Genomic DNA, 21,278 nt, shown 5'->3' with positions numbered 1-21,278 from the left:
AGATAATTTCAAAAAAATCATCATAGTGATTCATATTTTATATCCTATTTACTGTATAATTAAGTTCCGAATTAATAAATTATTTATTATCGATGAAATACATTAATGCGTTGCAAATTCGAATTACTTGAGAATAAGATCACTTAATTCTCATCACGTCATAGGCGTCTTTTATTTCTTTGCAAAGTTCACGCTTGGCGCTTCTTTAGTATGAAATTCGATCCGCACTCGTATGAAGTTGTCATCGTGCATGTCTTCAAGGCTTTTGATCGTGTTTTCAGAGGCGAGGGCAACGTTGATGTCGTCTTTCGGTAGAAAGGTATCGTTTAGGGTGTCCGGCGTAAGTCTCTTTATCTTTAGCTTTGCCTCCGTCAGACACTCATCCTTGTAATTGCAAACCTTAAAGGAATTAATACTGGGCACCAATACTCGGCTCGCCAAGTGACTTTTATCGAGGTAGATAACGCCATCCGGCACTCTTTCGTCCTTATAAAGTCGAACGTACATGTAGTGGTTAACAATACTTTTTGAAAGGTAAGTGATTTCATCGGTGATGGTCTCGGAGTTTTTATAGACTTCGTCTCGTGCCATTTCCCGTATGATGTTTGTCACGTCTACTTTCGCTTTTTCGAATAAATAGTGACCAAGGTAGTCCCCAGTAAAGACCAAAGCAGAGGCGACGCCCCCGGACAGTAATGTTTTTGACTTGATGTTCATAGCTTTACCTATTAAAGATACCCTGAAAAAACACGGGTCTTTATGCCTTGTAACCCCTTTGGTTCATAATCTGGGTCTTGTTTTTTTCTTAATAAGACAGAGGGGTGGATAACTGGCAAGCATGACTCATCTGTCACGATACGATCGTTTTTTAGCACACATACTTTTCGGCTTTCCAATGTTAAACGATGAAATAGCCCCGATCGTTGCTTGGAGTGAATGTGACCCATTTCGTTTGGTTGGATGTCGAGGTCATTGTGATCAATGATGCTCATATATGCCGAGGGTAACGCTTCATCTAGAGCGATGTCTTCCATTGTTAGAGTCAATTCTGGCAGCTTTTGGCTCTTGATTAGGTGTGACAACCAGCCGATTGAGTGTGACAGTGTAACATCAGACAGGCCGTCATCATAAAAGCCGCCCCCTATATTGGAATGCACACCAGGGAACCAGATTTCTTCAACACGCAGTGGATCGTAATTCACCAAGTTTGGTTGAAAAGCTCGACGGCGTTCGTCGATACTCACCATATGTAATGCACGACAGACAATGGGGGATAGCTGGAACGCGTGCTCGTAAAGTGATTCATTACTGAGCCTGGTTTTAGAGCTCAAATTAGGCAGGCCCGCACTGGTCACTGTATCAAATAGACACATGAAGACGAAAGAGCAGATGCTTGGGTTAACGAGGTCCTCGATGATGGTGACAAATTTACGCGCTATAGCCGCTCCCCGGGAAAAACCGGTAATAAGAACAATGTCACCATTCTCGTAGTGCTGAGTGAAGTCTTGACCCGCTTTCTCTAAAATCTCTTTTTTGTCGCCCATTGAGAACGCAAAAGCGGATTCCAAAGCATTATGTAACGCATTACTGTACGTACCAATGCCTTGGTAATAAAAGCTCGCTTTGATGTTGTCTTGCATGGACTGGCCGTATTTTTCCCCCTCGTGTAAGCCGCCACCCAACAAGAAATGCAGCTTTAAAATATTGGAAATACTGTCGCCTTTCGCTTCCGAATCCGGAGAACAATCCAGTGGTTCATTCCCAGTACCATCAAAGTTAAAAACAATCACTTTACCTGTCATTTTTTGTTCTCCTTACCTGATAAACGAAGCCGGCAACTATTGCTTGGTGCGATATGTGAAATAACGGTGTCGCCACATCCAAGTAACCAACGCGGATATCAGCTGGTACAGTGATAGAAAAAGGGGGAGTGACGGCGAATTAAAGCGATTTTTCTTCTTGATGTTTAGCTGATTCGGAATATTAAGGATGGATGCAGTACTTTAATTCTCTTTATCCCGAGGCTCATTTTTTAGGTGGCCCATCTAAGTCAATTTAGATATGGATTGACTAATAGCGACCCCGAGGAAATCTAATGCATTAGAACGTCATGGCCTGATTATAAAAAAGCGTTATTGAGCCAAGTCAGCAACAAATGTTTGCTGGTAGTCAGTGCTAGATTTCAGCTCTTTTTTTATCCATCGATTAAACAAGTTAAAATCTGAATGTAGTTGCCAAAAAAGTGAAGCTGTAACTCGTTTACCAAAAAAATCAGGGTGATCGGTAATAATCTTAAGTTTATTATTCTTTGCATGAGTATCGATCAAAAAACTGGGTAAAAAAGCGATGCCTTTTTGGGCCTTACATAAATCGATAATGGTTCCTAAATCATCTAATCGCCATAGGTTATATGCGGCTGTACTGGATAAGTTAAGCAATTCTTCGCATCCATCCATCAATAGAACACGCTGAGACGGTGCATGTGATTTGATAGGCTCTAAATCTTCATGAGCCACCCACCAGTAGTTAACGTTGAATAGTTCTTCTACATTGAAGTCATAATTTGACTTGTGATAAGGGTTCCCTAACGCTAAATCTATCTTACCCTCATTGATATAGTTACCAAGGACAAAGCTTGGCTTAGTGACCACAAGCAAGTCAACGTTTGGGAACGCTTCTGAAAAAGCTAAGAGTGTCTTCTTTACGTTTGAATTATATACCAATGGATCGATGCCTACGCGGTAGACAATCTGATCTGATATATTCATTTGTTGAGCAACGGTGACCAAGTCTCGATACTTCGATACCAAGGGTAGAGACAATTGGGATAGACGTTTTCCTTTCTCTGTTAGCCAAAATCTAGAGTGTTCCCTATTAAATACATTGAAACCCAAGTCTAATTCTAGATTTTGAACCGCTGTGCTAACTGTTGATTGTGATTTCCCAAGTTTGCGAGCAGCAGAGCTAAATGAACCTTCTTCAATTACTGCAATGAACGAAACAATATTTTCAAAATGTAGTTTCATAATTCGACTAACCTTCTGACACAAAAGAATTATAATTTTTATGGTTTCCTGTTTCGAAAAACAAAGCCTAAATTCAGGTAACCTCGACAACTAAGCTGATTTGTTTTACAAATTGATACTGTTGCGTGGCGTGATATGTGAAATAACGACGTCGCCATATCCAAGTGAGCAGCGTTGATATTAACGGGCACCATGATAGAAAAGGAAAGTAACGGCGAATTAAAATCGAATTTTCTGCTTAAGATTTAGCGAGCTTGGAACACTAAAGATTGGTGCAGTAACTTGACTCTCTCTGCATCTTTTGGCTCATTTTTTATCAATTTAATCAATTGCTTGGTATCGTTATGACTGGCACCCTGTCGCGATTTTTTTTCGCTTAAGCTCTGCTTGAGTTGTTCGATAAATTCGCTGGGCATGGTAGCAAAGCAATTACATGAACGAACAAAGTATGAGGCGCCAGAGAGACGTAAAATGTGTGAAAAGTTGAGTTGTGAATGGTCAAAACGAACAAAAAGGTAATTGGCGAAGAGCGGTACCGATTTTTTTCTGAACTGCCCTGGACGATCTTGGCGCACTTTATAAATGGTCATCATCGGTTGATAAACCTCAATCCCCTGTTGCTCAAGTAAAGCAATTAGGTGACCTTTTTTATCCTTTCCATTTCCACTATAGAGTAAAAACCATGCTTGCATTTTAAACCCTCATCACTGAAAGACAGAAATAGCTCCGCCGAAATTGCACCCAAGTTTGAGCAATCTCAAAATACGCAACTAAACTCATTTGTGGGGAGTATACCTGCCTAGTCAGCAGGTCCGATTTGAGGTAAGATGTATTTCCATCAGACGTGCAGACGCAGAGGACCTGCCTAGCTTGGAAAGTCCACTTTTTTATTACGAATGTTTGACTAAAGAGAACTTAGCCGTCTTTAAATCGCGATATTTACGCGCGCTAGGGCTCGCAGAGCGACGTTAACCGTCTTATCTGCTTTGGATTCCCAATTAACTTAAATCTTTGTGTGAAATTGACTGTGACTCTTATTTTATTGTAGTTATTATCAATAAGGTATGTCTGTTGACTGGATGATCGTGTCAGTGACAATGCTGTCCGTGCGATACCTTTGTTTGCTTCCATTTTTCGCAAGCAAGATACATCGATGTTGATGCGGATTTTTTATGCGAAAGTGCGTCGGTTTAAGCATTAAGAATGGAATTGGGCTTCAAGCCACATTGTTTGTGCAGCAGGTAGACTTGTTAATACAGTTCCTGAGCTGCAGTGGCCTTATTCTTTAGTCACCGACTGTTTTTGGCTAAGTCTGTCTTAGTCCATTTATAAATATGATTAAATCAGTTTTTATATGAGCTGAAATGGGCATATCTCTCTCAAAGTATGACGGTTTAAATCAAGCTTTCCGAAGCTCTACTCTTTAAAAAGCCGATGCAATGTTTGAGATAGTCGATCTTTATTGAACTCTCGCTCGTTCGAGACGATTTTACCCTTTCTTTTTTCATGGCCATTCGGCTTGGCGCAGTTATCTGATACAGCATAATTAACGGCCACTCTTAAGCGAAGAAGTTCGGTAAGGGGGATGATGTCAGGTTGTTTGATTACACTGTCGATAATGGCCTGGTACTTCTTTACTGTCTGTCGGCAGAGCTTACTGAGAGCAGCTATCGCACTGAGCGTTACCCTTTGTCTGTCATTGACCAGCTTTTGTGTGGCGGTGAGGACTTTTTTTGCCGTTGTCGTTTTGCGCTCTCCGTGTGTCCTTTTCGCGGCCATTGATTGACGGACATTCAGTGGCAAAGAATCCTCCAGGTTCATTACCCCCCGGTTGACACATTCGCGTCCTACGTAATTGTCCCAAGTCCAACGTGCCACACTTTTTGTTGTCGCCTTGACTTCACTCTGTGGCAGGTTGCTTTCGAAACCTCTTAACGCAAAGTCATTACACCGCTGGGCATATTGTTCGACACGCGCCTTGAATGCTTCGTAGTAGCTTTGCTCTCGTTCTTGGTCAACGATGCTATAAGCAAAATGGCGTAGCTTTTCGAACAGAGTACAGTTGCGGGAATGACTCGTATCTCTTTTTTCCTTACTTGCCCAGTGAGAGGTGTATTCAATCTCAACATGTGCCGCTAACTCCGACAACTCATACACGTAGCCATGAAACTCCGTCGTTGACCAGATAGGGTGATGCGGTGTCTTTGCGATAATACCGGCATAACAGGGGTCGGCTTTCAGTTGTTTTGCCATCGCCTGGTATACACGTTTCATGAATTGAATCGGTTTGGCTCTTGCATTATCACTTGTACAGACAGGAACGATGGCATAATAAAGATGTGCGGTATTCTTGTGCTTGTCACGAACAATAAAATTCGGTGCAGGTAAAGTCTGATCGTCCCATATGTTTGGGTTATTATGGTCTAAATCAAACACTAACCAAGAGATCATGTCAGCACGGTTTACTTGCATATATGGGCGCTTTATCGCGTATTCTCGAGGACGAATGTTACTCGCCATTTTGTTATCGCTGCACCGAGCTAGATAAGGTGCGGTATCAAGTAAACGACGCATTGCCGCATGGCCTACTTGCGCATTAGCGGATTGAGTTTGCGTATTCATTCTATTTCACTGGTGGTTGAGTGGTAATGCGGCTGCATATACTTCTATTAATAATGAGAGCAAATTGTGCTAACTTAAATAGATGGAGGCTGCTTTTCATACAAATTAGTTTTAAATAAAAATTCAATTCATCAATAAATAGATAGTGTGACATTGGCCCAAAATATACCTATCAGAATTTTAAAGTCTACTTTTATTTATTTATAAGATCTCATTTTAAGTTATTAACTTAGAATGACACCCTGGCAGTTATGTGGTTATTTTGTAACTAATCAACCATAATGAATAAAGTAAAATTAATTACACTTTTGTCAAACATTCGAGCCAGGGAATATGTTTTTCATGCTAAATACTGTTGTTAAAAATATATATAAATAAAAGGGTTTTTATTTATACTTGAAAAAATTAGCTTTTATGTAGCACAGTGCAATAGAATATGAGCTTGGTTGGTTTTTTCATTCCAATCTTTCATTTCGGCAGTGTAACTGCCATGACGCTGGATATCATCGACAATCCTTGTGATTTGTTCGGAACGAGTATATATGGATACCGCAGGCCTTGAAGTTGTGGAGGTGTCATCCTGTTTCAGGTGCTCCTCACTAAGGTAGAGCACATCAGACTCCATCGTGGCATCACTGCGGTACAGTTCCGAGTCTAGGCCTTGTTTATCGGATAGGTACTCGAGCAGTGAATACAATGGTTCTAAGCCACCGATTTTGGTTTCTTTTGCTTTCTCATTCAATAAATAAAGCTTCTCTTCCAAATTAGAGCCTTTCGCTCTCGCAGTTTGGATCATTAATTTAATGTCTTTTTTAACAATTGAGAACTGCTTATTATTGAGCTTTGGTTTAAGGTATTTAACCAGTATCTCGTTACGCCTAGAAACTGGGACAAATCGTTGCTGCTCAGAAACCTTACAAAGTAAATGCAGTAAAGAATGAGTGATGGTGTCACATAATTGGTGATAGTAGCCAAAATCTTTCTGAATGGTCATGTTGTTATTATTTACTCTCGTTGGATATTACACTATAGAGAACTAGAACCTATTTAGTCTATTTTCAAGTTCGAATGAGACGCACTTATACTATTTTTGTACTTTGCGATTACAGACACAGTAATACATCAGCCACATGATAATGCGCATTATTTACATTATGTTAAATGGTGCGGTAAGAGTTGTTTGGCGAAACAACAGTACCTTAATTCGATAAGACAATTACCTCTTAAATCATCATTAATACGGATGGTGGCGCCACTCAGCCGTTGTTATTTTAAAATCGGTAATATTCAGTTTAGATATTGTTTAACCCGTTACGTGGTCGACGCTAAGTATGGGGTTAAGAAACATCGTGGATCAGAGTTTTCAACTCCTGGTTTGCGGCCATAAAGTAAAGTCTTATCTGGTCACGGTTCGTAATGTCGCCATGTTGAATATCGCTAGCAATATTGTCGATGTCTCCTACGATAAAACTTATAGAGTTAGCCACCTTGCCTACTTTATCCATCACATCACTCAAATCTTGGGTGAAGTACTGCGTTTGTAATAAAAAGGACTCTTGCTGATTGATTTGATTCTGTGTTGCCCTAACCTGCGACTCTAAATGGTGGACTTTATCCTGAGCATTCGAAATGAGCACTGCTAACGCAATTAGACCAGGTATGCCAAAGATACCGAGGCCTATTAGGTAGTATTTCTGCTTATTCAGTGCATCCAGTTCCCGCTGTTCACCATCAAGGTTCGATTGAAGCCCAGCAATAGTGGCTTTCAAATCTACGGTAATGGTTTGTAACGCTTGGCTGTTCTCAGCGATAGTCTTATTTGCTTGTCTCACTTGCTCCAAACAATCATCCACAGCCACCTGCGTCGACTTTGCCTCTTGTTGCACGTGGTCAACAAAGCTTTGTAGCTCTACATCCGTTTCCGTATCTAGTATCGCCAGTTGGTTATTGATCTCATCATCTATCGAGTCGGCAAACGATAAGGCATCAGCTTGCATACTTTGTATTTGGGGGACAAGATGATTAACGGTCGTTTCCATACTTTGTTGGATGGTAACGGCATTACTAGGCAAACCACTGAATTGAGCAATCACTTTTTCAGAAGCCTGCATGTTGGTAATAGCTTGTGACAAAACGCCATCAGTATTGGTACCCATAAAATTCTCCGAACGACCCCAAAACGTCTGTCTTGGGGTCTATTAACAAAAGATTAAGCGGCTAATCCATCGACATAATCAGCGAGAGTCGTATTGTTCGGTACAGTAATTGGGCTGACACCGGCCATTTGTGCCTTGGTAAGGTTGATGTCAGTGATGACATCTTTTACAACCGAGTTAGCGGCCGTTAGCCACATCTTGCGAACAGCATCGGTAGATTTGATACCAGTACTAATGTCTTTGCTCAGCATGTCTAAATCAGAGGAAAGTGCATCCCAAGAGTTGCTCATTTGAGAGGCAGCCGTAACGGCGTGCTGAGCTTGGTTTTGAAGGCCCGAAAAACCACTACTAATTGCAGAAGCAATGTTGACTTCTGCTGTTAGCGTTGAGCGTTGTTGATAAATCTCTTGGCGCGATTTTAGTGAGTTTTTCAAAATCGTAGCACCAGCCGCAATGCCTGCGCCACCTGCAACCATCATAGCAACACCACCAATAACCACAGGCGTTGATGTCCCAGCAGTAACAAGGTCAGCCACTGCGCCGATCGCAGTAACGAACGCACCGCCGACAACTAAAAATCCGCCTGCTACAATGCCGGCAATAGCACCACTAACAGCGGCATTCAGTGAATCAATTTCGCCACTTAGTTTATTTAGGACACCATTATCACCGCCTACTTTGTTGTTTAGGTTTGTCACTACCGTTTGGAAGTTACCCGAGTCCACAACCAGCGAGTCATGCAGACCCAGGATCACAAGGCGTGTGTTACTTGATACTTCTTGGTATTTTCTCGCTTCATCTCGAAGCACGGCTAGTGCATCAAGCCACTGCTTTTTTGTTGCGCCTTCAGGGCACACAACTGGAATCGTCTGATATAGCGAATAGTAGTTAGAAATATTGGTAATGTTGGTGATGATCTCTGGTTGAATGGTATTGAGGTATTGATTGGCGTGGCCTTTTGCAGTGACCAAACCCGCATTAATTTGCGTTTGGTCATCATGCAGGTCAGGGAATTTGCCAAAATCAACTGGCACTTGCTGCAGCACACTGTTGCAGTAGTTTTGAATTTGAAGAGCCTGTGAATTTTGAGCGACCATACCTTGGTCAATGGCAACGGTTGTTTCTGTAAGCATATTAGTTTCCTTTGAGAGTTATTTAGGGTGATTAAGATTTGTCGTGTGGGGATTAATTGGTTATTCCGGCATATACCGCTTTGATGTTGTCAATTTGATCGTCAAGCGCGTTCCACTCGATATCTCCGAGTTCCAGAGCATGAATCACATTCTGGATTTCTTGTTCAGTGCTCGCACTGGCGACAATGGTGGCCGCCGCCGCAAATTGATCAGCAACGTTGTTCCAATGCGTCTCAACATTGGTCCAGGCACCGTAAGTTAGTGCTACCTGATCTATGAATAAATCGTTCTGAGCTTGAATGGATTTTGCTGCGCTCAATAAGCTATTTTCTTCCGCTAGCTCTTGATACAGCTCGGCCAATCTCTCATTGTTTCTTGCCAATTGACGAACGGCCTCACTCGTCTCTGTAGTACCATCCATGATGCTATTGATGCCTGAGATGATGTACTGCGTAGAAGGCTTGGAGTGGTCGGATTCAAGTTCACCATCCTCCGAAGACTCCCCTTTTGGCTTGCCGGTGTGATCAACGTTGATCGAAGCAATAATGGCTACGCCAATTTTCCCAATCCCTTCGCCAACCTCTTTACCGCCGTCGATAATCGCTTGAATGTTGGCTGAAATTTCTTGGTTGAGCTGCGTAATCTCTTCAACTTTTTGCTTGATTTCTTGATTCAACGCCTGTTCGATATCATTGATAACCTCAGTGTATCGAGCGTCGATATCGCTCACTTCTGTATTCATAACGCCAAGCTTTTGAAAAAGAAGTTTGCTTTGTATCGCATTAGACTCGGCTTCACCTTTTAGGGTGTTGAACTCTTGAGCAATCATGGAAGCATTAGGCAGAAACCCATCCGTCCCTTGCTCGCGTAAGATACTTCTTAGTGCACTTGCAAGAGCGGAGAAACTCGATCCGAGAGTCAAGTCAGAGATCAGTTCTGACATGTTAGCGTTTGTATAAACGTGGGCTTGCATCTTCAGTTGTTCTTGAAAAGCTGCTGACTTGACCGCAAGATCTGAGCTGAGGTGATCAGAGTAAAGATCCTCTTGATACTGCAGTAAGTTGGCGTATTTCTGGTTCAACAAAGCGCGCTCAGAAGAACTCAGGTAATCCGTGAGTAAATCTGAGCAGCCAAGATACAGTTCCCCCGTCGTAATATGGGTTGTATTCATATTCGTAACCGTCCTTTTGTGATTTTTTGAGTAACTGAAATAAAGATATTTGTATCCTTGATACAATATTTAAAAGAGGCATTACGGCTTATTCACTCTGTTTCTTTGCTCCTTTTTGATGAGAAAAAATAAAAAGTGGGCGAACAGCGATACACCGCATGTATCTCGCCCTAAACAGATGAAACAAATGAAAATGACAGTGAAATACCTAAGGTACTCATTACAAAAAAAGACGCCCGAGAGCGTCTTTTTATCTGGAATAAAATTATTCATTAAGAAACCACGGACATGGCTAAATGCAAATGCAAATGCAATACTAGTTTAGGGCCGTACGTGTGTGCCTTGAATATTAAGCAGAACGAATAATATCTAGCGTTTTTATGTCAATGATTGTTTGTTAGCAGTAGCAACGACACCAGTGCACTATAGTAGCGTCACCAATGGGTCTGCAAAAAAAGTTGGGAGAGATTTTTATTAGGAATTGCTCCGCAGTAACTGGCCCCGAAGGTCAGCTAAATTGGTATACGAGACAGTTTATAAACAGAGTTTTTTACAAACGCTACCTTATTCGTACCATTTCAAGCCAATATGTGATTGGTGTCATATTATTTGTAGCAACGTAATCTTGAGTAAAATAAAAATTGTGCATTAAATCAACATAATAAGCAGAATAAAAAAAGCTTGTCGCAAAAAATAAAGATATGTCTGAGGTGCCTACCTCAACAACACTTCAGTTTTTGCAACAAACCCGATTTAAGACATTATCTAATAAACTTGATTACCTTCAATTTGTACTTTTAGAGTTTCGGCATAACTCGACGTTGAAGCAAAGATCAGGGATGAGAATAACTCGATATCTCATTATTTTTCGTCGTCAAGATAAACTTTCTTTCTGTAGCTTTGGTCATGATTGACAACCTCGACCATTAGGTTTTTTGTGTCGATATGTTTAGGTAACTTGTAGCCTCGTTTTCGCCCCGCGAGCGAGAGGGCAGTTAGCTGGCATTCTGAGTTAACTTTGTCATTACATTGGTCTATGTGCGCTTTAATAAAGGTGTTCCCGTTATTTTCTACAACTAATTCGTCATTTTTCACTACTATAGAAAAATCTATTTTTTGCTTGTTGGCCGGTATAACAAATATAGGACGATAGCCGAAGTTATTACTCACTTCCGATTTTTTGTTAACTTCAGGATCATAGGGCGAGGGTTCGAATCTTACAAAAAAATATTGGTCATGACTAAAGTCGCATTTGGATCCGCAAAGAGAGCGAACACCTACGTTTTTTTCTCGACCAGGCTCGACAATCATTTTGGGATGAGTAAGGGTAACTCTCCAATCATCGACGTTGTCTTCGGTATAAGGCGTTCTCACTAGCTGGTTGTCTTGGACTTCTACTTGAATAATTTTTGTTTGTATGAATTCAGGAATCGTTTTTTCATTGGATACAGTAAACACACCATTTCCATATTCATCGCTGACTAAAAGCATGGTATCAACCCCCATCGAAAACGTTGAATTAGAAAATACTAGGGCTGCTAAAGTGATGACTTTCTTCATTATTTAATTCCTACAGGTCGATTAGAAATGTTCATATACATACTCCGATTTGGTAACTGCTACCGAATCATATACGCAACAATATGCACAATCAATTTAACGACACCTGTTCGGCAGTCACTCGAATATTGATGATTGATCTACCAATAAATGGGAGGGATAATTTAATCTTTCAACAGCCTCACTCCCACTCGATGGACAAAGATAATAAAATCATTAGCCACAAGGCTATCCAGAAACACTTACAAATTTATCTTGAACCGATGTTGCTCGATAAAGCCCAAAATACCGACGTTTCCTGGATCATGGCGATGGTCAAAGATGAAGTTTTTAAAGCCGTAATTGTGCATACTCGTGGCAATCAAACAAAAGCTGCGAAGTTATTGGGCATTAGTCGTAGTAACTTCGCTGTAAAAATCAAAGACACAGCCTCTCAACGACAAGGTAGGTGAAGCTTCACTATTCCAATTCATTTGGTCTGGTATCACAGGTCCTAGACCTAAGTTGAATAAACTGGCTTTGTTGTACTGTCTCCAGTTAGTTGTTTTGTAACAAGGTTTCGGCATAAGGCTACGATGATTAACTGATGTAGCCGATCAGATCGTCACTTCCTGATTCAGTTCCATCGAATTACGCAACAAAGCCGCATAAACCTCATAACCCGCCAGACTTTAACTATGATTCATCACTGAACAATGCGTTATGACCAAGTCTGAATTCAAATGGGTTGTTAGATGCTTTTGTTATACAATCGTAAATTCTTGTAATTACTTGTTAATTTTTAGCCAAACAGTGTTAACATCACTCCAACTTTTGCTGAATTGAATCAGCTATATTTCATCTTTCGAAGAGACCTTTTAACTTCGAGTTCGGAAGAGCGAAAACATAGTCAGAGGTAATTATTTTGCAACGTACTGATATCACCCCAACGCAATCCTCCGCATTAGCCGCGTTAATTAATAACGATTATGAGCTTAATTTCCAAGAGTTTATGGACCAAATACAGCTGGCGGATAAACCTTTGTCTCTGGCTTCCATTCGGTTCATATTGGATAACATCGATCTAAGTAAAGAAGAGATCAATTCGCTGGCGAGTTTTGATAAAGAAACATACTGCCGACAAAGACTTTTCAAGAATGACCACTGCGAAGTTTTAATTTTGAGTTGGCTAAATGGGCAAAGAAGTAAAATACACGATCATTTGAATACGTCTTGTGGAGTAAAAGTTTTACACGGGCAAGCAACGGAAACCTTGTTTGAAACAGCGGCTAATGGTCATATTTTTGCTTCTCGGTCGACCCACTTCCAAGAGGGTAGTGTGACCGTCAGTAAAGATAATGATATTCATCAGATATCGAATCTACAAGCTGGTGATGAGCCGCTCATTACGTTGCACGTGTATTCGCCCCCTTTGAGCCAATTCCACCTCTATCAGCTAGAGAGCGGTAAGTCGGAGCTACTCGACGTACAACAAGAGTGCTGGGCCTACGAGATTTAAAGTGCGTAAGCCTACTAAAAAATTTGGATAGAAATATTGCAAGCTATCCCTGGTGAAACAGAAATGGGAATCAGCGACTTTAATGTTCTTTATGGAGCTTATGACCAAGGCTATGAAAATTGTCTGTGTGGTTTTGACGCAAAAGTTGAACAAGTCTACAGAAACCCGCATGAAGCAATCCGTGTTGCTTACAACGTTGGATTTAAACATGGTAGAGAAAGTTAAGGGATTAAAAGAATGTGAGTCCGCTTTTTCTCTAAACGGAAACAGGGCAAAAGACGTGTTTGCCGAAAACAGTTTGCCGAGGACGGTGTCAACACGTCTTTGGACAAACCTTGTTAGCTTAAATGACTTAGTTGCATCAAGATCAGGTATGAAAAAGTATCTTGAAACCATAGTCTCTTGTTAGTAGGTCAACTCCAAGGGAGCACCTGTACTTTCTGCCACCTAGCCTTATAGCCATCGGTCATTTTGTTGTAGTTAGTTTCTGTCATTGCCTTTTTGTTAGGTTTGATCACCATATTAAATGCATCATCTAAGCCATAGGGGGTGAACAATTTAATGTTTCCTGCACTACCTATAGTGAAACCAATAGCAAAGGCAGAAAGCCAAGACTCAATACCTTGTTCAACTCGCTCATATGCCTGAATGGAACAACCAAACTTCTTAGAATAGCGCTCATGTATTAATGCTTGGTTTTTAACGTCAACGTCAACACTATGACTCAACCGCGAGCCAATGCGATTTTTGAACTCGTCTTCAGTTACAAGGTTAGATCTATCGAAGTAGACAACATCAAAGTCTTTAACTTGAGCAAGAAGCGGTTTCCTGTCGATACTATTCCAGATGATTTGGGTAATAGCACCGCCTGCAATATAGAAGTTTGGCAGCCCTACTTCCTGACACACTTCAGCCGTTTCGATTAACTCTGGAACTTGCTGAATTAGATGCTTCAGTTTTTGTTTATTCATCCTGACCTACTAACACTTTTTATGCGGGTTTTAACCGTCCTTCATCGTCCTATAATGCGAGCTTTCTTACCGTAGTTCAATTGATAATCAGTATGTTAACTAGGTGTATGAGATATTAGACCGCAAATGATAAAGCATAACTTAGAAAAAGCTTGGTTCGAATAACTACAGGTAAGGCAAACGTACAGCCGCAGATTTTGAGTAGATATTCGTGCTGAGAAGGAATGGGGCATAAACGTTCTAGCAGTGATCGTGCTGGCACGTCTCTGGACAAAAGCTTGGCTTCGACATAGCTAACCTAGAATGTCACGGATTAATTGGAGTATGAAAAAGTTGTCCGAAAGCTGCGCCTTGTTAGCTGCTGTGAGCATCCAGTCTATAGATAGTAAATGCGACACTTTCTCCTGCTAATCTTGGATCACTAGTCTCGATTGGTGCTGATAGATGTGTAATACCCACATCAACTATTACCTCAGGACCTATTTCTGTCACGATACCATATGCACGATAGCGCCAGCCCCACTGGTGGTTTAGCTCTTTCTTGGCTTCAGGATTACCTGAAAACATTGACTCCCATTCTTCGTCTTCATAATGGAGGCCGACTGATAAACAGATATCGATATTTTCTCCAGCCTGATATCTATCGCCCCCAAAGTCGTCCATTACAACAACATTGACACCATCTAATTCGATGATTGCCTCAAGATAGTCACCTTCCGTTTTTTTTAAAATTGCTCTCATAGTTTCCCAACTAAAAACGCCCTGTTATGCGCGTGCTTCTATGTACTTCATAACTTGCAGACTTGTTAATCAACGACTTTGAAGCTTATAAAACACAAGCTCTTGTCTGATGGATATATCTTTCGCAAGATCCATTTGAGCATGAAGACAAATGGAAGGTTTTCTGCTTTTGCATGCTTTCTGTTGAGTTTATCAATGTTCACATGCTCAACACCGACAATTTCTAGTCTACAGATTTTTCGCCCATCTTCGTGAGTAAGCGCTTCAACAACCTGCCCCGGGTAATAATGGCTTTCAGATTTATCCCTAATCGTTGCAGTCTTTTTACCAGAAAGAATCTGGCGCTCTAGCCTTGTGAAAAATGTAATTTTATCCACCATTGAACACATACTTCCTTACCGATTCTTCCAAAGATATACCGCCCAATCACGTCAAATCAACCTTGCGCCCTTGTAAAGCGGGAGTGTTTTGAACACAACTCTCGATACATGTGATCAGATCTTGGGACAGTGACGAAGGTTTTGGTTTATTCGCCCACAAGGCATACATAGGCCGAGTAAAAAGTATTTCAGAGTCGTATTGAATGTGCCCAAACATCTCACTATTCAAATCGGCGATCTCTGTCATAGGCAATAGGCCTACACCCATGCCTGACGCGACCAGTTTACGTACCAAGGTAATGTCGTTGACCCGAGAAACCTTGGAGTATTGCCGCTCGATACTTAGCAAGTCTTGCCCTGAAATTTGCGTCTTAGAATACGGCATAATGAGTCGTTCCCGGCTTTTGCAGTCTCGTCTTGAGACAAGGCATACGGCAATGCTGGCTAACTTTTTCTGGTAAAAAGACGAGTCTCTTTGCTCTCCACCACGTATGGCTAAATCAAAAGAAGTTTGGCTAAGCAGCACATTTGTATTGGCAGGCTCAATAACGACATCCACATGCCTTTTCTCCAGCAAAAAGGCTTCAAGCGCTGGGTATAGTTGGCCAATGATTAAGTTTTGTGGGCAATGTAAGACGAAGGAAACCGCTTCACTTTTCGAGCTCTCAGTTACAGCCTTATGAAGATTTAAGGTGGTCTCGCCAAGCTGTTCAAATAACCCTTTACCAAAACTGGTGAGTTTGACTCCCCGAGAGGAGCGAATAAAGAGTGACTCACCTAATCTCTCTTCTAACAATAAGATACGTTTGGACAAGGTAGGCGCGGTAGTTGCTAAGTCTCTTGCCGCTTTTGAATAACTACCTCGACGGGCTACTTCAACAAATAATAAAAAATCATCCAGCATAAGGTTTTCCGCAATCTTAGTGTTCTAAAGCTCGTATGGCTGAGGATACAATAAATCCATAGAGTATACAGACAGGAGGAAGCGCTATGACAAAACTTCTTTTCACTGCTCTGTTCTCATGTGCGATGTCAAGTATGGTGTCCGCGTGGGTTACTTACATCAATCTCGGTTTACCAGAGGATTTCATCAGTCGATGGGGCTTTGCCTTTATTAATGCTTGGCCAGCTTCGTTTGCAGCTGCCTACTTGTTGAATAAACCAATCATGGTATTGACCCAAAAATTGATGTGTCAATTTACACCCCAAAAAGAGAAAAACAATGCTTAGTGTCGTGGCTTTTATTACCCCAAAAAGTGAATTTTATGCGGAGTGCAAACAAAAAGCTGAAGGCATTCTGACTGCTACTCGAGGAGAAGCGGGGTGCTTGCGTTTTGAGCTATATGAAAACAAAGCTAAAGATCAGCTTATCTTGGTTGAAAACTGGGTCGACCAAGCTGCCCTAGACGAACACTATTCCCAGCCATATATCACACCGATATTTGAGTTTTATAAAACCGCATTAACTCAAGAGCCACAAATACACAAAATGATCAATGTGGAGGGTTAAACTCTTAGATATATCTGAGTACGTCACTAGATAGGTAGTGTCCTCACCTACCTATCATTTAAAAGCTGCTCGAGCTCCGTCCTATAACTTACTTTTGGACAAAAGTGTGTTTTGGCTTAGGTCAAAACACACTTAATTATGTTAGTGAACCTAATGCATCTCATTACTCAATATCATTTTGACCATGAGCAACATACCCCACATGGTAAACTTCACCGCTACTATCATCAATACCTTCTGAGCTACTCAACCACGTTAAACCGAGCGTTTCCCACGAGATATAATCTAAGCCGTGTACATCTGTATGTTGACTGACTTTATTATGAATACACGCAAGAGAATGGTGCGAATCAGGAACTGTTGGCTCGTCGTCAACGAACCAAATATCAACCTTTGGGCGACCGAATTGTTCGCAAAGAGCTTTGAATCCATCACTTTGAAGAAATAAGACCATTGCGTGATGATCTCTCCAAACATAAAACGGGGCGTAGCTATTCATCTGATTTTCATAATTTTTCGCGTCTTTACGCGAATAAAGATAGGCTTTAAAAATTAACCCTGGGAACCCATCTAATAAGTGACCTTTTTCCTTGATACGAGCTTCTATTTTTTCCATAGGATAATCAGACGGGAGAACGATTTTATATTGCATTGCTATCATTGTATTATCTCCATTTCATCTTTCCATGACTGACCAGAGGAAAAAGACCAGTCTTCTGGGCCATTGAATTGAACAATGATCATGATATCTTCTTTACGAATGGGGGTTTGGGCTTGAAGTTGCTCACACAACGCTTTGTACAAGGCTCGCTTTTGTTCATGGTCACGTGATTTTCCAGCGAATATGTGAAACAAAATTCCAGATTCACTACGACTTTGAGCCAGATTTGGATAATTCGAATTAAAAACCTTTTGCTGTGGGGCGTGAATGTCGAATATTTGAAAACAGTCTCCATTCGGTACTGCAAAATAAGCTTCTAAACATTGCTGAAGAATATGTGATATTTGATGCTTATAGTTTTCAAATAACTCATTACCTATAGAAATTCGTGTCATTGGCATTAGTCATTCCCCTCGTGGTCCATCTCATCTAACCGCTCAAGTGCAGAAGCCGTTACAGGCCAACCGGCATAAAAAGCAAGGTGAGTCATTGTTGCGCTCAGTTCTTTTACTGTCAGTCCGTTACTTAATGCCCGAGCTAAATGACCCGGTAGTTGTTCCACACGATTTAAAACCACTAATGCGGTGATGGTTATCAGACTTCTATCACGAGTGCTCAGACTCTCATCACGCCATATCTGTCCAAATAAGATATCTTCCGTAACTTCATGAAATTGTGGAGCAATTTCAGCAAACAGTTTCATTAAGTATTGTTCTTTTGTATCCATATATTTCCCCTGTTTTTTCGTCTACTGGAAAAGAATAAGTTGATTTTTTAATATAAAAAATCAAAACTATTTTGATATACAGTTTTAATTTTCGGGATAGTTGAACATGCGGAGTCTGGATTTAGATGCCTTACGATGTTTTGTCTTAGGAATTGAGTTAGGAAGCTTTGCAGCTGCAGCTGAACGACTTAATCGTTCACCCTCTGCGGCCAGTGCCCAGTTAAAAAAGCTCGAACAGCAGTGCAACACGTCATTAGTGACCAAAATCGGCCGCCATCTAGAGCCGACAGAAGCAGGTGAAATTATTCTGGCTTATGCCCGTCGCATGCTTCAGTTAAATGACGAAGCTCTAAACCAGTTAGTGGAAAATTCATTGACGGGGAAAGTGGTTTTTGGCCTACAAGAAGATTTTAGTGACGTACTATTGCCTCAGTTGCTAGGTGTATTCTCTCGTTCACATCCAAATTTACAATTGCAATCCATTGTTGGGCGCCATCAGGAGTTGATGGATGGCATTCAATCTGGTGAGTTAGACTTTTCATTGGGATGGAGAGGTGAAAAATCGGCGCCATATAGTGAACTTCTGGCAGAATTACCACTGTACTGGTATGGGCCAGCAAATAAATATCTTAAAGAATCCATTAATATTTCTAAACCTGTACCACTAGTCATGCTTGATGGTTCTTGCATTATCAGACAACAAGCCATAGCAGCATTAGATCGCGAGGGGATTCCATGGAAAATTACCTTTGTTGGCCGAAGTCTGAGTAACTTATGGAGCGCTGTTGATGCCGGCTTAGGAGTTACGGTTCGCTCTTCTTTCAGTCACCCGGATACTATTAGTAAGTTGGATGGTTTGCCGGACCTTGGAAAACTTAGGTTGTGCCTCGATCGTAATCAATATAAGTTAGAAAAAGTACAGGAACAGTTGTATGACGAATTAAAACAACAGCTTACACTCTATATCAAAAAGTAAAGTGATTGAATTGCTGCCAGAATTGTGGACATAAAAGTCCACATTATGAGCAAGCCTGAGTCAGATTGAATCAATAGGTAAACTAATCCAAAATCACATTAATTCGATGTGAATGAGTATTTGCTCTAACAAGCTTTGGGGCATTTTCGAGCTAGAAAGTGCCACAGGTAAAAATTCAACCTGTGAAGTGTGATCACCAAGCGATTCTGTCGTACCTTAACTACCAAGTGACTTTGTCGTTAGCCTAATTAACGAGGGAAATTATGCATAAAAACAATGCACTAGATATTAAAAAAAATTCTTCTCCAATGTTAATGAAGAAGAGATTAAATCTCTTAACCCTTACGTTGAAATTGAGAAAGGTAATTCAACTGTCACTCTTGATGGAGAGTGCAGCCTCGAAGAGCTTCAAGCAATCGTTGTTTGGATGGAAACTTAAAGGAGAACATATCATGGTCTTGCCCCAAACTAATTTTACTAACCCTCCCCTCCAAATTTTGCATGCAAAATTTGATAGCCACCACCGCGGACGAATTACAAAACATACCTGATGGAATTGTGCGAACTTTCTATTCGAAGAAATCAGTTAAAACCTTTATCGGCACAACTTAGTCACCTCTCGATTGTGACGCTATGGGGTAGATAACCTTATCATCACAAAAGCTTATAGATTCTAAATTACTCACTTCTAGCTTGTTCAACATTTCACTGTCTAACTCATGAATTTTGAAATCGCAGACAAGGTGAACTCCCTCAAGTGCTTCATTAGAAAGTAACATTTCTAGGGCTAATGCTTGTTTTATAAACATGAGCCCAGGTCGATTAGATATATGCATATACATACTCCAATTTGGCAACTCTTACCAAATCATATATGCAACCACTCACATAATCAATTTAACGACACCTGTTCGGTCGCCACTTGATAATTGATTTATCAATAGTCAGGAGGGATAATTTAATCTTTCAACAGCCCCACTCCCACTTAATGAACAAAGATAATAAAATCATTAGCCACAAGGCTATCCAGAAACACTTACAAATCTACCTTGAACCGATGTTGCTCGATAAGGCCCAAAATACCGATGTTTCTTGGGTCATGGCGATGGTCAAAGATGAAATTTTTAAAGCCGTAATTGTGCATACTCGTGGCAATCAAACAAAAGCCGCGAAGTTATTGGGCATTAGTCGTAGTAACTTCGCTGTAAAAATCAAAGACACAACCTCTCAACGACAAGGTAGGTGAAGCTTCACTATTCCAATTCACTTGGTCTGCCATCACAGAGCCTAAACCTAAGTAGGATATACTCACCTACCCACCTTCGCGCTGAGCATTCATCTTCTTAACGACACGTACAACGGTTCTCGCTGAGACGCCTATCATTTTGGCTGTCTCGTTGATGCTCATCTGGTTACCCACTCTAAGCTTGTAGATTTTTTCATGCAGCTCTAAATCTGGCTTTCTTCCTTGATACTTCCCTTCTTTCTTAGCCTTCTCGATACCTTGCTTTTGGCGTCTGCGTCTGTCTTCATAATCTTTTCGAGAAATTGCAGCCAACATGTCCATCATCATGTTATTGATGGCTTTGATCATTGAGTTCGTGAACTCATCTGAAATTTCCGGGGCCAGTGCAATGTGACTGGTCGGTAAGTCTAGGCTGATGACTTTCAATTCCTTTTTGTACAGCATTTCCTTCAATTTAGACCAACTTGCTTCATTTAAACGTGAGAGTCTATCAATCTGCTCAATGATGATGACATCCCCTTTTTTAGCATCATTGAGTAATTGAAGTAATTTAGGTCTTTGCAGTGAAGCACCAGATTCTTGCTCAACATACCAAGCAGCAACACGCATACCTTTTTGTTCCACAAAATCAGAAAGAATGCTTTTTGCTCTTTCTGCATCCTGCTCACTTGTTGATGCTCTTAGGTATCCAAATATGTACATAATGCCCCTTCTATGACGTTTAAGTTATGACTTTATAGGGTGTGACATTTATATTATGACATATGGTGTTTTATTACCATAAATTACTAGTGTCATTTAAGTATACTTAAGTGGCACAGCTAATTATCATAACCACATCCTTATTCATTGCAACAATGGATAAGGATGGTATTATCTAATCATTGCTGCAATGATTAA

At 40.8% G+C, this 21,278-nt stretch carries 25 protein-coding genes and 1 pseudogene; 7 read left to right on the top strand and 19 right to left on the bottom strand.

Annotated elements, in window-relative coordinates:
• Positions 1 to 171 precede the first annotated feature (171 nt).
• The 10 genes from A3712_RS15575 to A3712_RS15530 form a co-directional block, all read right to left on the bottom strand.
• Positions 172 to 717: a hypothetical protein gene (locus A3712_RS15575; protein WP_231891824.1), complete on the bottom strand. Its 546-nt coding sequence runs from the start codon at positions 715 to 717 to the stop codon at positions 172 to 174.
• Positions 718 to 728: 11 nt separating this feature from the next.
• A complete protein-coding gene (locus A3712_RS15570; protein ID WP_063524181.1) occupies positions 729 to 1,802 on the bottom strand; it encodes a phospholipase effector Tle1 domain-containing protein in 1,074 nt (357 codons plus the stop codon).
• Between the two features lie 330 nt (positions 1,803 to 2,132).
• Positions 2,133 to 3,026 carry a LysR family transcriptional regulator gene (locus tag A3712_RS15565; protein ID WP_063524180.1) on the bottom strand — a complete coding sequence of 298 codons (894 nt, stop codon included), beginning with the start codon at positions 3,024 to 3,026 and terminating at the stop codon, positions 2,133 to 2,135.
• A 245-nt stretch (positions 3,027 to 3,271) separates the two neighbouring features.
• The gene (locus tag A3712_RS15560) at positions 3,272 to 3,718 is read right to left on the bottom strand and encodes a transcription termination/antitermination NusG family protein (protein WP_063524179.1); all 447 of its coding nucleotides are present in this window, start codon (positions 3,716 to 3,718) and stop codon (positions 3,272 to 3,274) included.
• A 724-nt stretch (positions 3,719 to 4,442) separates the two neighbouring features.
• The gene (locus tag A3712_RS15555; RefSeq protein ID WP_063524178.1) at positions 4,443 to 5,648 is read right to left on the bottom strand and encodes a replication initiation protein; all 1,206 of its coding nucleotides are present in this window, start codon (positions 5,646 to 5,648) and stop codon (positions 4,443 to 4,445) included.
• Between the two features lie 412 nt (positions 5,649 to 6,060).
• Positions 6,061 to 6,642: a DUF2913 family protein gene (locus tag A3712_RS15550; protein ID WP_063524177.1), complete on the bottom strand. Its 582-nt coding sequence runs from the start codon at positions 6,640 to 6,642 to the stop codon at positions 6,061 to 6,063.
• Positions 6,643 to 6,985: 343 nt separating this feature from the next.
• The gene (locus tag A3712_RS15545) at positions 6,986 to 7,804 is read right to left on the bottom strand and encodes a hypothetical protein (RefSeq protein WP_063524176.1); all 819 of its coding nucleotides are present in this window, start codon (positions 7,802 to 7,804) and stop codon (positions 6,986 to 6,988) included.
• A 53-nt stretch (positions 7,805 to 7,857) separates the two neighbouring features.
• Positions 7,858 to 8,937 (bottom strand): HBL/NHE enterotoxin family protein, encoded by a 1,080-nt coding sequence (locus A3712_RS15540; RefSeq protein ID WP_063524175.1) that lies wholly within the window; start codon positions 8,935 to 8,937, stop codon positions 7,858 to 7,860.
• A gap of 52 nt (positions 8,938 to 8,989) precedes the next feature.
• Positions 8,990 to 10,108 carry a hypothetical protein gene (locus A3712_RS15535; protein WP_063524174.1) on the bottom strand — a complete coding sequence of 373 codons (1,119 nt, stop codon included), beginning with the start codon at positions 10,106 to 10,108 and terminating at the stop codon, positions 8,990 to 8,992.
• An 861-nt stretch (positions 10,109 to 10,969) separates the two neighbouring features.
• Positions 10,970 to 11,668, bottom strand: a complete 699-nt coding sequence (locus A3712_RS15530; protein ID WP_063524173.1) for a hypothetical protein — start codon at positions 11,666 to 11,668, stop codon at positions 10,970 to 10,972.
• Positions 11,669 to 11,799: 131 nt separating this feature from the next.
• On the opposite strand from A3712_RS15530, the gene A3712_RS15525 reads away from it, so the two are divergent.
• The 3 genes from A3712_RS15525 to A3712_RS27425 all read left to right on the top strand — a co-directional run bounded on the left by A3712_RS15525 (position 11,800) and on the right by A3712_RS27425 (position 13,391).
• Positions 11,800 to 12,120 carry a helix-turn-helix domain-containing protein gene (locus A3712_RS15525; RefSeq protein WP_231891823.1) on the top strand — a complete coding sequence of 107 codons (321 nt, stop codon included), beginning with the start codon at positions 11,800 to 11,802 and terminating at the stop codon, positions 12,118 to 12,120.
• Positions 12,121 to 12,572: 452 nt separating this feature from the next.
• Positions 12,573 to 13,166 (top strand): cysteine dioxygenase, encoded by a 594-nt coding sequence (locus tag A3712_RS15520; protein ID WP_063524172.1) that lies wholly within the window; start codon positions 12,573 to 12,575, stop codon positions 13,164 to 13,166.
• Between the two features lie 36 nt (positions 13,167 to 13,202).
• Complete coding sequence (locus A3712_RS27425; RefSeq protein WP_157618774.1) at positions 13,203 to 13,391, top strand: hypothetical protein; 189 nt, start codon at positions 13,203 to 13,205, stop codon at positions 13,389 to 13,391.
• 188 nt (positions 13,392 to 13,579) lie between these two features.
• On the opposite strand, the gene A3712_RS15510 is transcribed toward A3712_RS27425, so the two are convergent.
• From A3712_RS15510 to A3712_RS15495, 4 genes are all read right to left on the bottom strand, one after another.
• Positions 13,580 to 14,137: a nucleotidyltransferase family protein gene (locus A3712_RS15510; protein WP_063524170.1), complete on the bottom strand. Its 558-nt coding sequence runs from the start codon at positions 14,135 to 14,137 to the stop codon at positions 13,580 to 13,582.
• 354 nt (positions 14,138 to 14,491) lie between these two features.
• Positions 14,492 to 14,878, bottom strand: coding sequence for a hypothetical protein (locus A3712_RS15505; protein WP_063524169.1), 387 nt, complete (start codon positions 14,876 to 14,878; stop codon positions 14,492 to 14,494).
• A gap of 65 nt (positions 14,879 to 14,943) precedes the next feature.
• Positions 14,944 to 15,258: a N(4)-acetylcytidine aminohydrolase gene (gene yqfB, locus A3712_RS15500; protein WP_063524168.1), complete on the bottom strand. Its 315-nt coding sequence runs from the start codon at positions 15,256 to 15,258 to the stop codon at positions 14,944 to 14,946.
• A gap of 46 nt (positions 15,259 to 15,304) precedes the next feature.
• A complete protein-coding gene (locus A3712_RS15495; RefSeq protein WP_063524167.1) occupies positions 15,305 to 16,162 on the bottom strand; it encodes a LysR family transcriptional regulator in 858 nt (285 codons plus the stop codon).
• A gap of 86 nt (positions 16,163 to 16,248) precedes the next feature.
• Between A3712_RS15495 and A3712_RS15490 the strand changes: the two genes are divergently transcribed.
• Positions 16,249 to 16,488, top strand: a complete 240-nt coding sequence (locus tag A3712_RS15490; RefSeq protein ID WP_063524166.1) for a DUF2798 domain-containing protein — start codon at positions 16,249 to 16,251, stop codon at positions 16,486 to 16,488.
• Positions 16,481 to 16,768, top strand: coding sequence for a putative quinol monooxygenase (locus tag A3712_RS15485; RefSeq protein WP_063524165.1), 288 nt, complete (start codon positions 16,481 to 16,483; stop codon positions 16,766 to 16,768). The genes A3712_RS15490 and A3712_RS15485 overlap by 8 nt, the downstream gene beginning before the upstream one ends.
• A 163-nt stretch (positions 16,769 to 16,931) precedes the next feature.
• Here the strand turns inward: A3712_RS15485 and A3712_RS15480 are convergent, their stop codons facing one another.
• From A3712_RS15480 to A3712_RS15470, 3 genes are read right to left on the bottom strand one after another with little or no spacing between them, the layout of a single operon-like run.
• Positions 16,932 to 17,429: a DUF4865 family protein gene (locus A3712_RS15480; RefSeq protein ID WP_063524164.1), complete on the bottom strand. Its 498-nt coding sequence runs from the start codon at positions 17,427 to 17,429 to the stop codon at positions 16,932 to 16,934.
• A complete protein-coding gene (locus A3712_RS15475) occupies positions 17,426 to 17,830 on the bottom strand; it encodes a tautomerase family protein (protein WP_004739426.1) in 405 nt (134 codons plus the stop codon). The genes A3712_RS15480 and A3712_RS15475 overlap by 4 nt, the downstream gene beginning before the upstream one ends.
• Positions 17,830 to 18,156, bottom strand: a complete 327-nt coding sequence (locus A3712_RS15470) for a carboxymuconolactone decarboxylase family protein (protein ID WP_063524163.1) — start codon at positions 18,154 to 18,156, stop codon at positions 17,830 to 17,832. Before A3712_RS15470 ends, A3712_RS15475 begins: the two co-directional genes overlap by 1 nt.
• 106 nt (positions 18,157 to 18,262) lie before the next feature.
• Here A3712_RS15470 and A3712_RS15465 point away from each other — a divergent pair, with 106 nt between their 5' ends.
• Both A3712_RS15465 and A3712_RS28725 read left to right on the top strand, forming a co-directional pair.
• A complete protein-coding gene (locus A3712_RS15465; protein ID WP_063524162.1) occupies positions 18,263 to 19,132 on the top strand; it encodes a LysR substrate-binding domain-containing protein in 870 nt (289 codons plus the stop codon).
• A gap of 988 nt (positions 19,133 to 20,120) precedes the next feature.
• Positions 20,121 to 20,306 (top strand): annotated as a pseudogene (locus A3712_RS28725) (helix-turn-helix domain-containing protein); the annotation flags it as partial.
• On the opposite strand, the gene A3712_RS28360 reads toward A3712_RS28725, so the two are convergent.
• Both A3712_RS28360 and A3712_RS15445 read right to left on the bottom strand, forming a co-directional pair.
• Positions 20,307 to 20,444, bottom strand: coding sequence for a hypothetical protein (locus A3712_RS28360; RefSeq protein WP_231891825.1), 138 nt, complete (start codon positions 20,442 to 20,444; stop codon positions 20,307 to 20,309). It abuts the pseudogene before it with no gap.
• Positions 20,445 to 21,080, bottom strand: a complete 636-nt coding sequence (locus tag A3712_RS15445; RefSeq protein ID WP_063524158.1) for a recombinase family protein — start codon at positions 21,078 to 21,080, stop codon at positions 20,445 to 20,447. It abuts the gene before it with no gap.
• Positions 21,081 to 21,278: the final 198 nt, after the last annotated feature.

This window comes from Vibrio sp. HI00D65, assembly GCF_001635455.1.
GTDB lineage: Bacteria > Pseudomonadota > Gammaproteobacteria > Enterobacterales > Vibrionaceae > Vibrio.
The sequence above is the reverse complement of the archived record's forward strand: the minus strand, read 5'-3'. Positions and strand labels throughout refer to the sequence as shown.

What these genes read in the sequence shown, in the direction of transcription:
- A3712_RS15575 (WP_231891824.1), bottom strand. Translation starts at nt 717, where the DNA reads ATGAACATCAAGTCAAAAACATTACTGTCCGGGGGCGTCGCCTCTGCT.
- A3712_RS15570 (WP_063524181.1), bottom strand. Translation starts at nt 1,802, where the DNA reads ATGACAGGTAAAGTGATTGTTTTTAACTTTGATGGTACTGGGAATGAA.
- A3712_RS15565 (WP_063524180.1), bottom strand. Translation starts at nt 3,026, where the DNA reads ATGAAACTACATTTTGAAAATATTGTTTCGTTCATTGCAGTAATTGAA.
- A3712_RS15560 (WP_063524179.1), bottom strand. Translation starts at nt 3,718, where the DNA reads ATGCAAGCATGGTTTTTACTCTATAGTGGAAATGGAAAGGATAAAAAA.
- A3712_RS15555 (WP_063524178.1), bottom strand. Translation starts at nt 5,648, where the DNA reads ATGAATACGCAAACTCAATCCGCTAATGCGCAAGTAGGCCATGCGGCA.
- A3712_RS15550 (WP_063524177.1), bottom strand. Translation starts at nt 6,642, where the DNA reads ATGACCATTCAGAAAGATTTTGGCTACTATCACCAATTATGTGACACC.
- A3712_RS15545 (WP_063524176.1), bottom strand. Translation starts at nt 7,804, where the DNA reads ATGGGTACCAATACTGATGGCGTTTTGTCACAAGCTATTACCAACATG.
- A3712_RS15540 (WP_063524175.1), bottom strand. Translation starts at nt 8,937, where the DNA reads ATGCTTACAGAAACAACCGTTGCCATTGACCAAGGTATGGTCGCTCAA.
- A3712_RS15535 (WP_063524174.1), bottom strand. Translation starts at nt 10,108, where the DNA reads ATGAATACAACCCATATTACGACGGGGGAACTGTATCTTGGCTGCTCA.
- A3712_RS15530 (WP_063524173.1), bottom strand. Translation starts at nt 11,668, where the DNA reads ATGAAGAAAGTCATCACTTTAGCAGCCCTAGTATTTTCTAATTCAACG.
- A3712_RS15525 (WP_231891823.1), top strand. Translation starts at nt 11,800, where the DNA reads ATGATTGATCTACCAATAAATGGGAGGGATAATTTAATCTTTCAACAG.
- A3712_RS15510 (WP_063524170.1), bottom strand. Translation starts at nt 14,137, where the DNA reads ATGAATAAACAAAAACTGAAGCATCTAATTCAGCAAGTTCCAGAGTTA.
- A3712_RS15505 (WP_063524169.1), bottom strand. Translation starts at nt 14,878, where the DNA reads ATGAGAGCAATTTTAAAAAAAACGGAAGGTGACTATCTTGAGGCAATC.
- yqfB (WP_063524168.1), bottom strand. Translation starts at nt 15,258, where the DNA reads ATGGTGGATAAAATTACATTTTTCACAAGGCTAGAGCGCCAGATTCTT.
- A3712_RS15495 (WP_063524167.1), bottom strand. Translation starts at nt 16,162, where the DNA reads ATGCTGGATGATTTTTTATTATTTGTTGAAGTAGCCCGTCGAGGTAGT.
- A3712_RS15490 (WP_063524166.1), top strand. Translation starts at nt 16,249, where the DNA reads ATGACAAAACTTCTTTTCACTGCTCTGTTCTCATGTGCGATGTCAAGT.
- A3712_RS15485 (WP_063524165.1), top strand. Translation starts at nt 16,481, where the DNA reads ATGCTTAGTGTCGTGGCTTTTATTACCCCAAAAAGTGAATTTTATGCG.
- A3712_RS15480 (WP_063524164.1), bottom strand. Translation starts at nt 17,429, where the DNA reads ATGATAGCAATGCAATATAAAATCGTTCTCCCGTCTGATTATCCTATG.
- A3712_RS15475 (WP_004739426.1), bottom strand. Translation starts at nt 17,830, where the DNA reads ATGCCAATGACACGAATTTCTATAGGTAATGAGTTATTTGAAAACTAT.
- A3712_RS15470 (WP_063524163.1), bottom strand. Translation starts at nt 18,156, where the DNA reads ATGGATACAAAAGAACAATACTTAATGAAACTGTTTGCTGAAATTGCT.
- A3712_RS15465 (WP_063524162.1), top strand. Translation starts at nt 18,263, where the DNA reads ATGCGGAGTCTGGATTTAGATGCCTTACGATGTTTTGTCTTAGGAATT.
- A3712_RS15445 (WP_063524158.1), bottom strand. Translation starts at nt 21,080, where the DNA reads ATGTACATATTTGGATACCTAAGAGCATCAACAAGTGAGCAGGATGCA.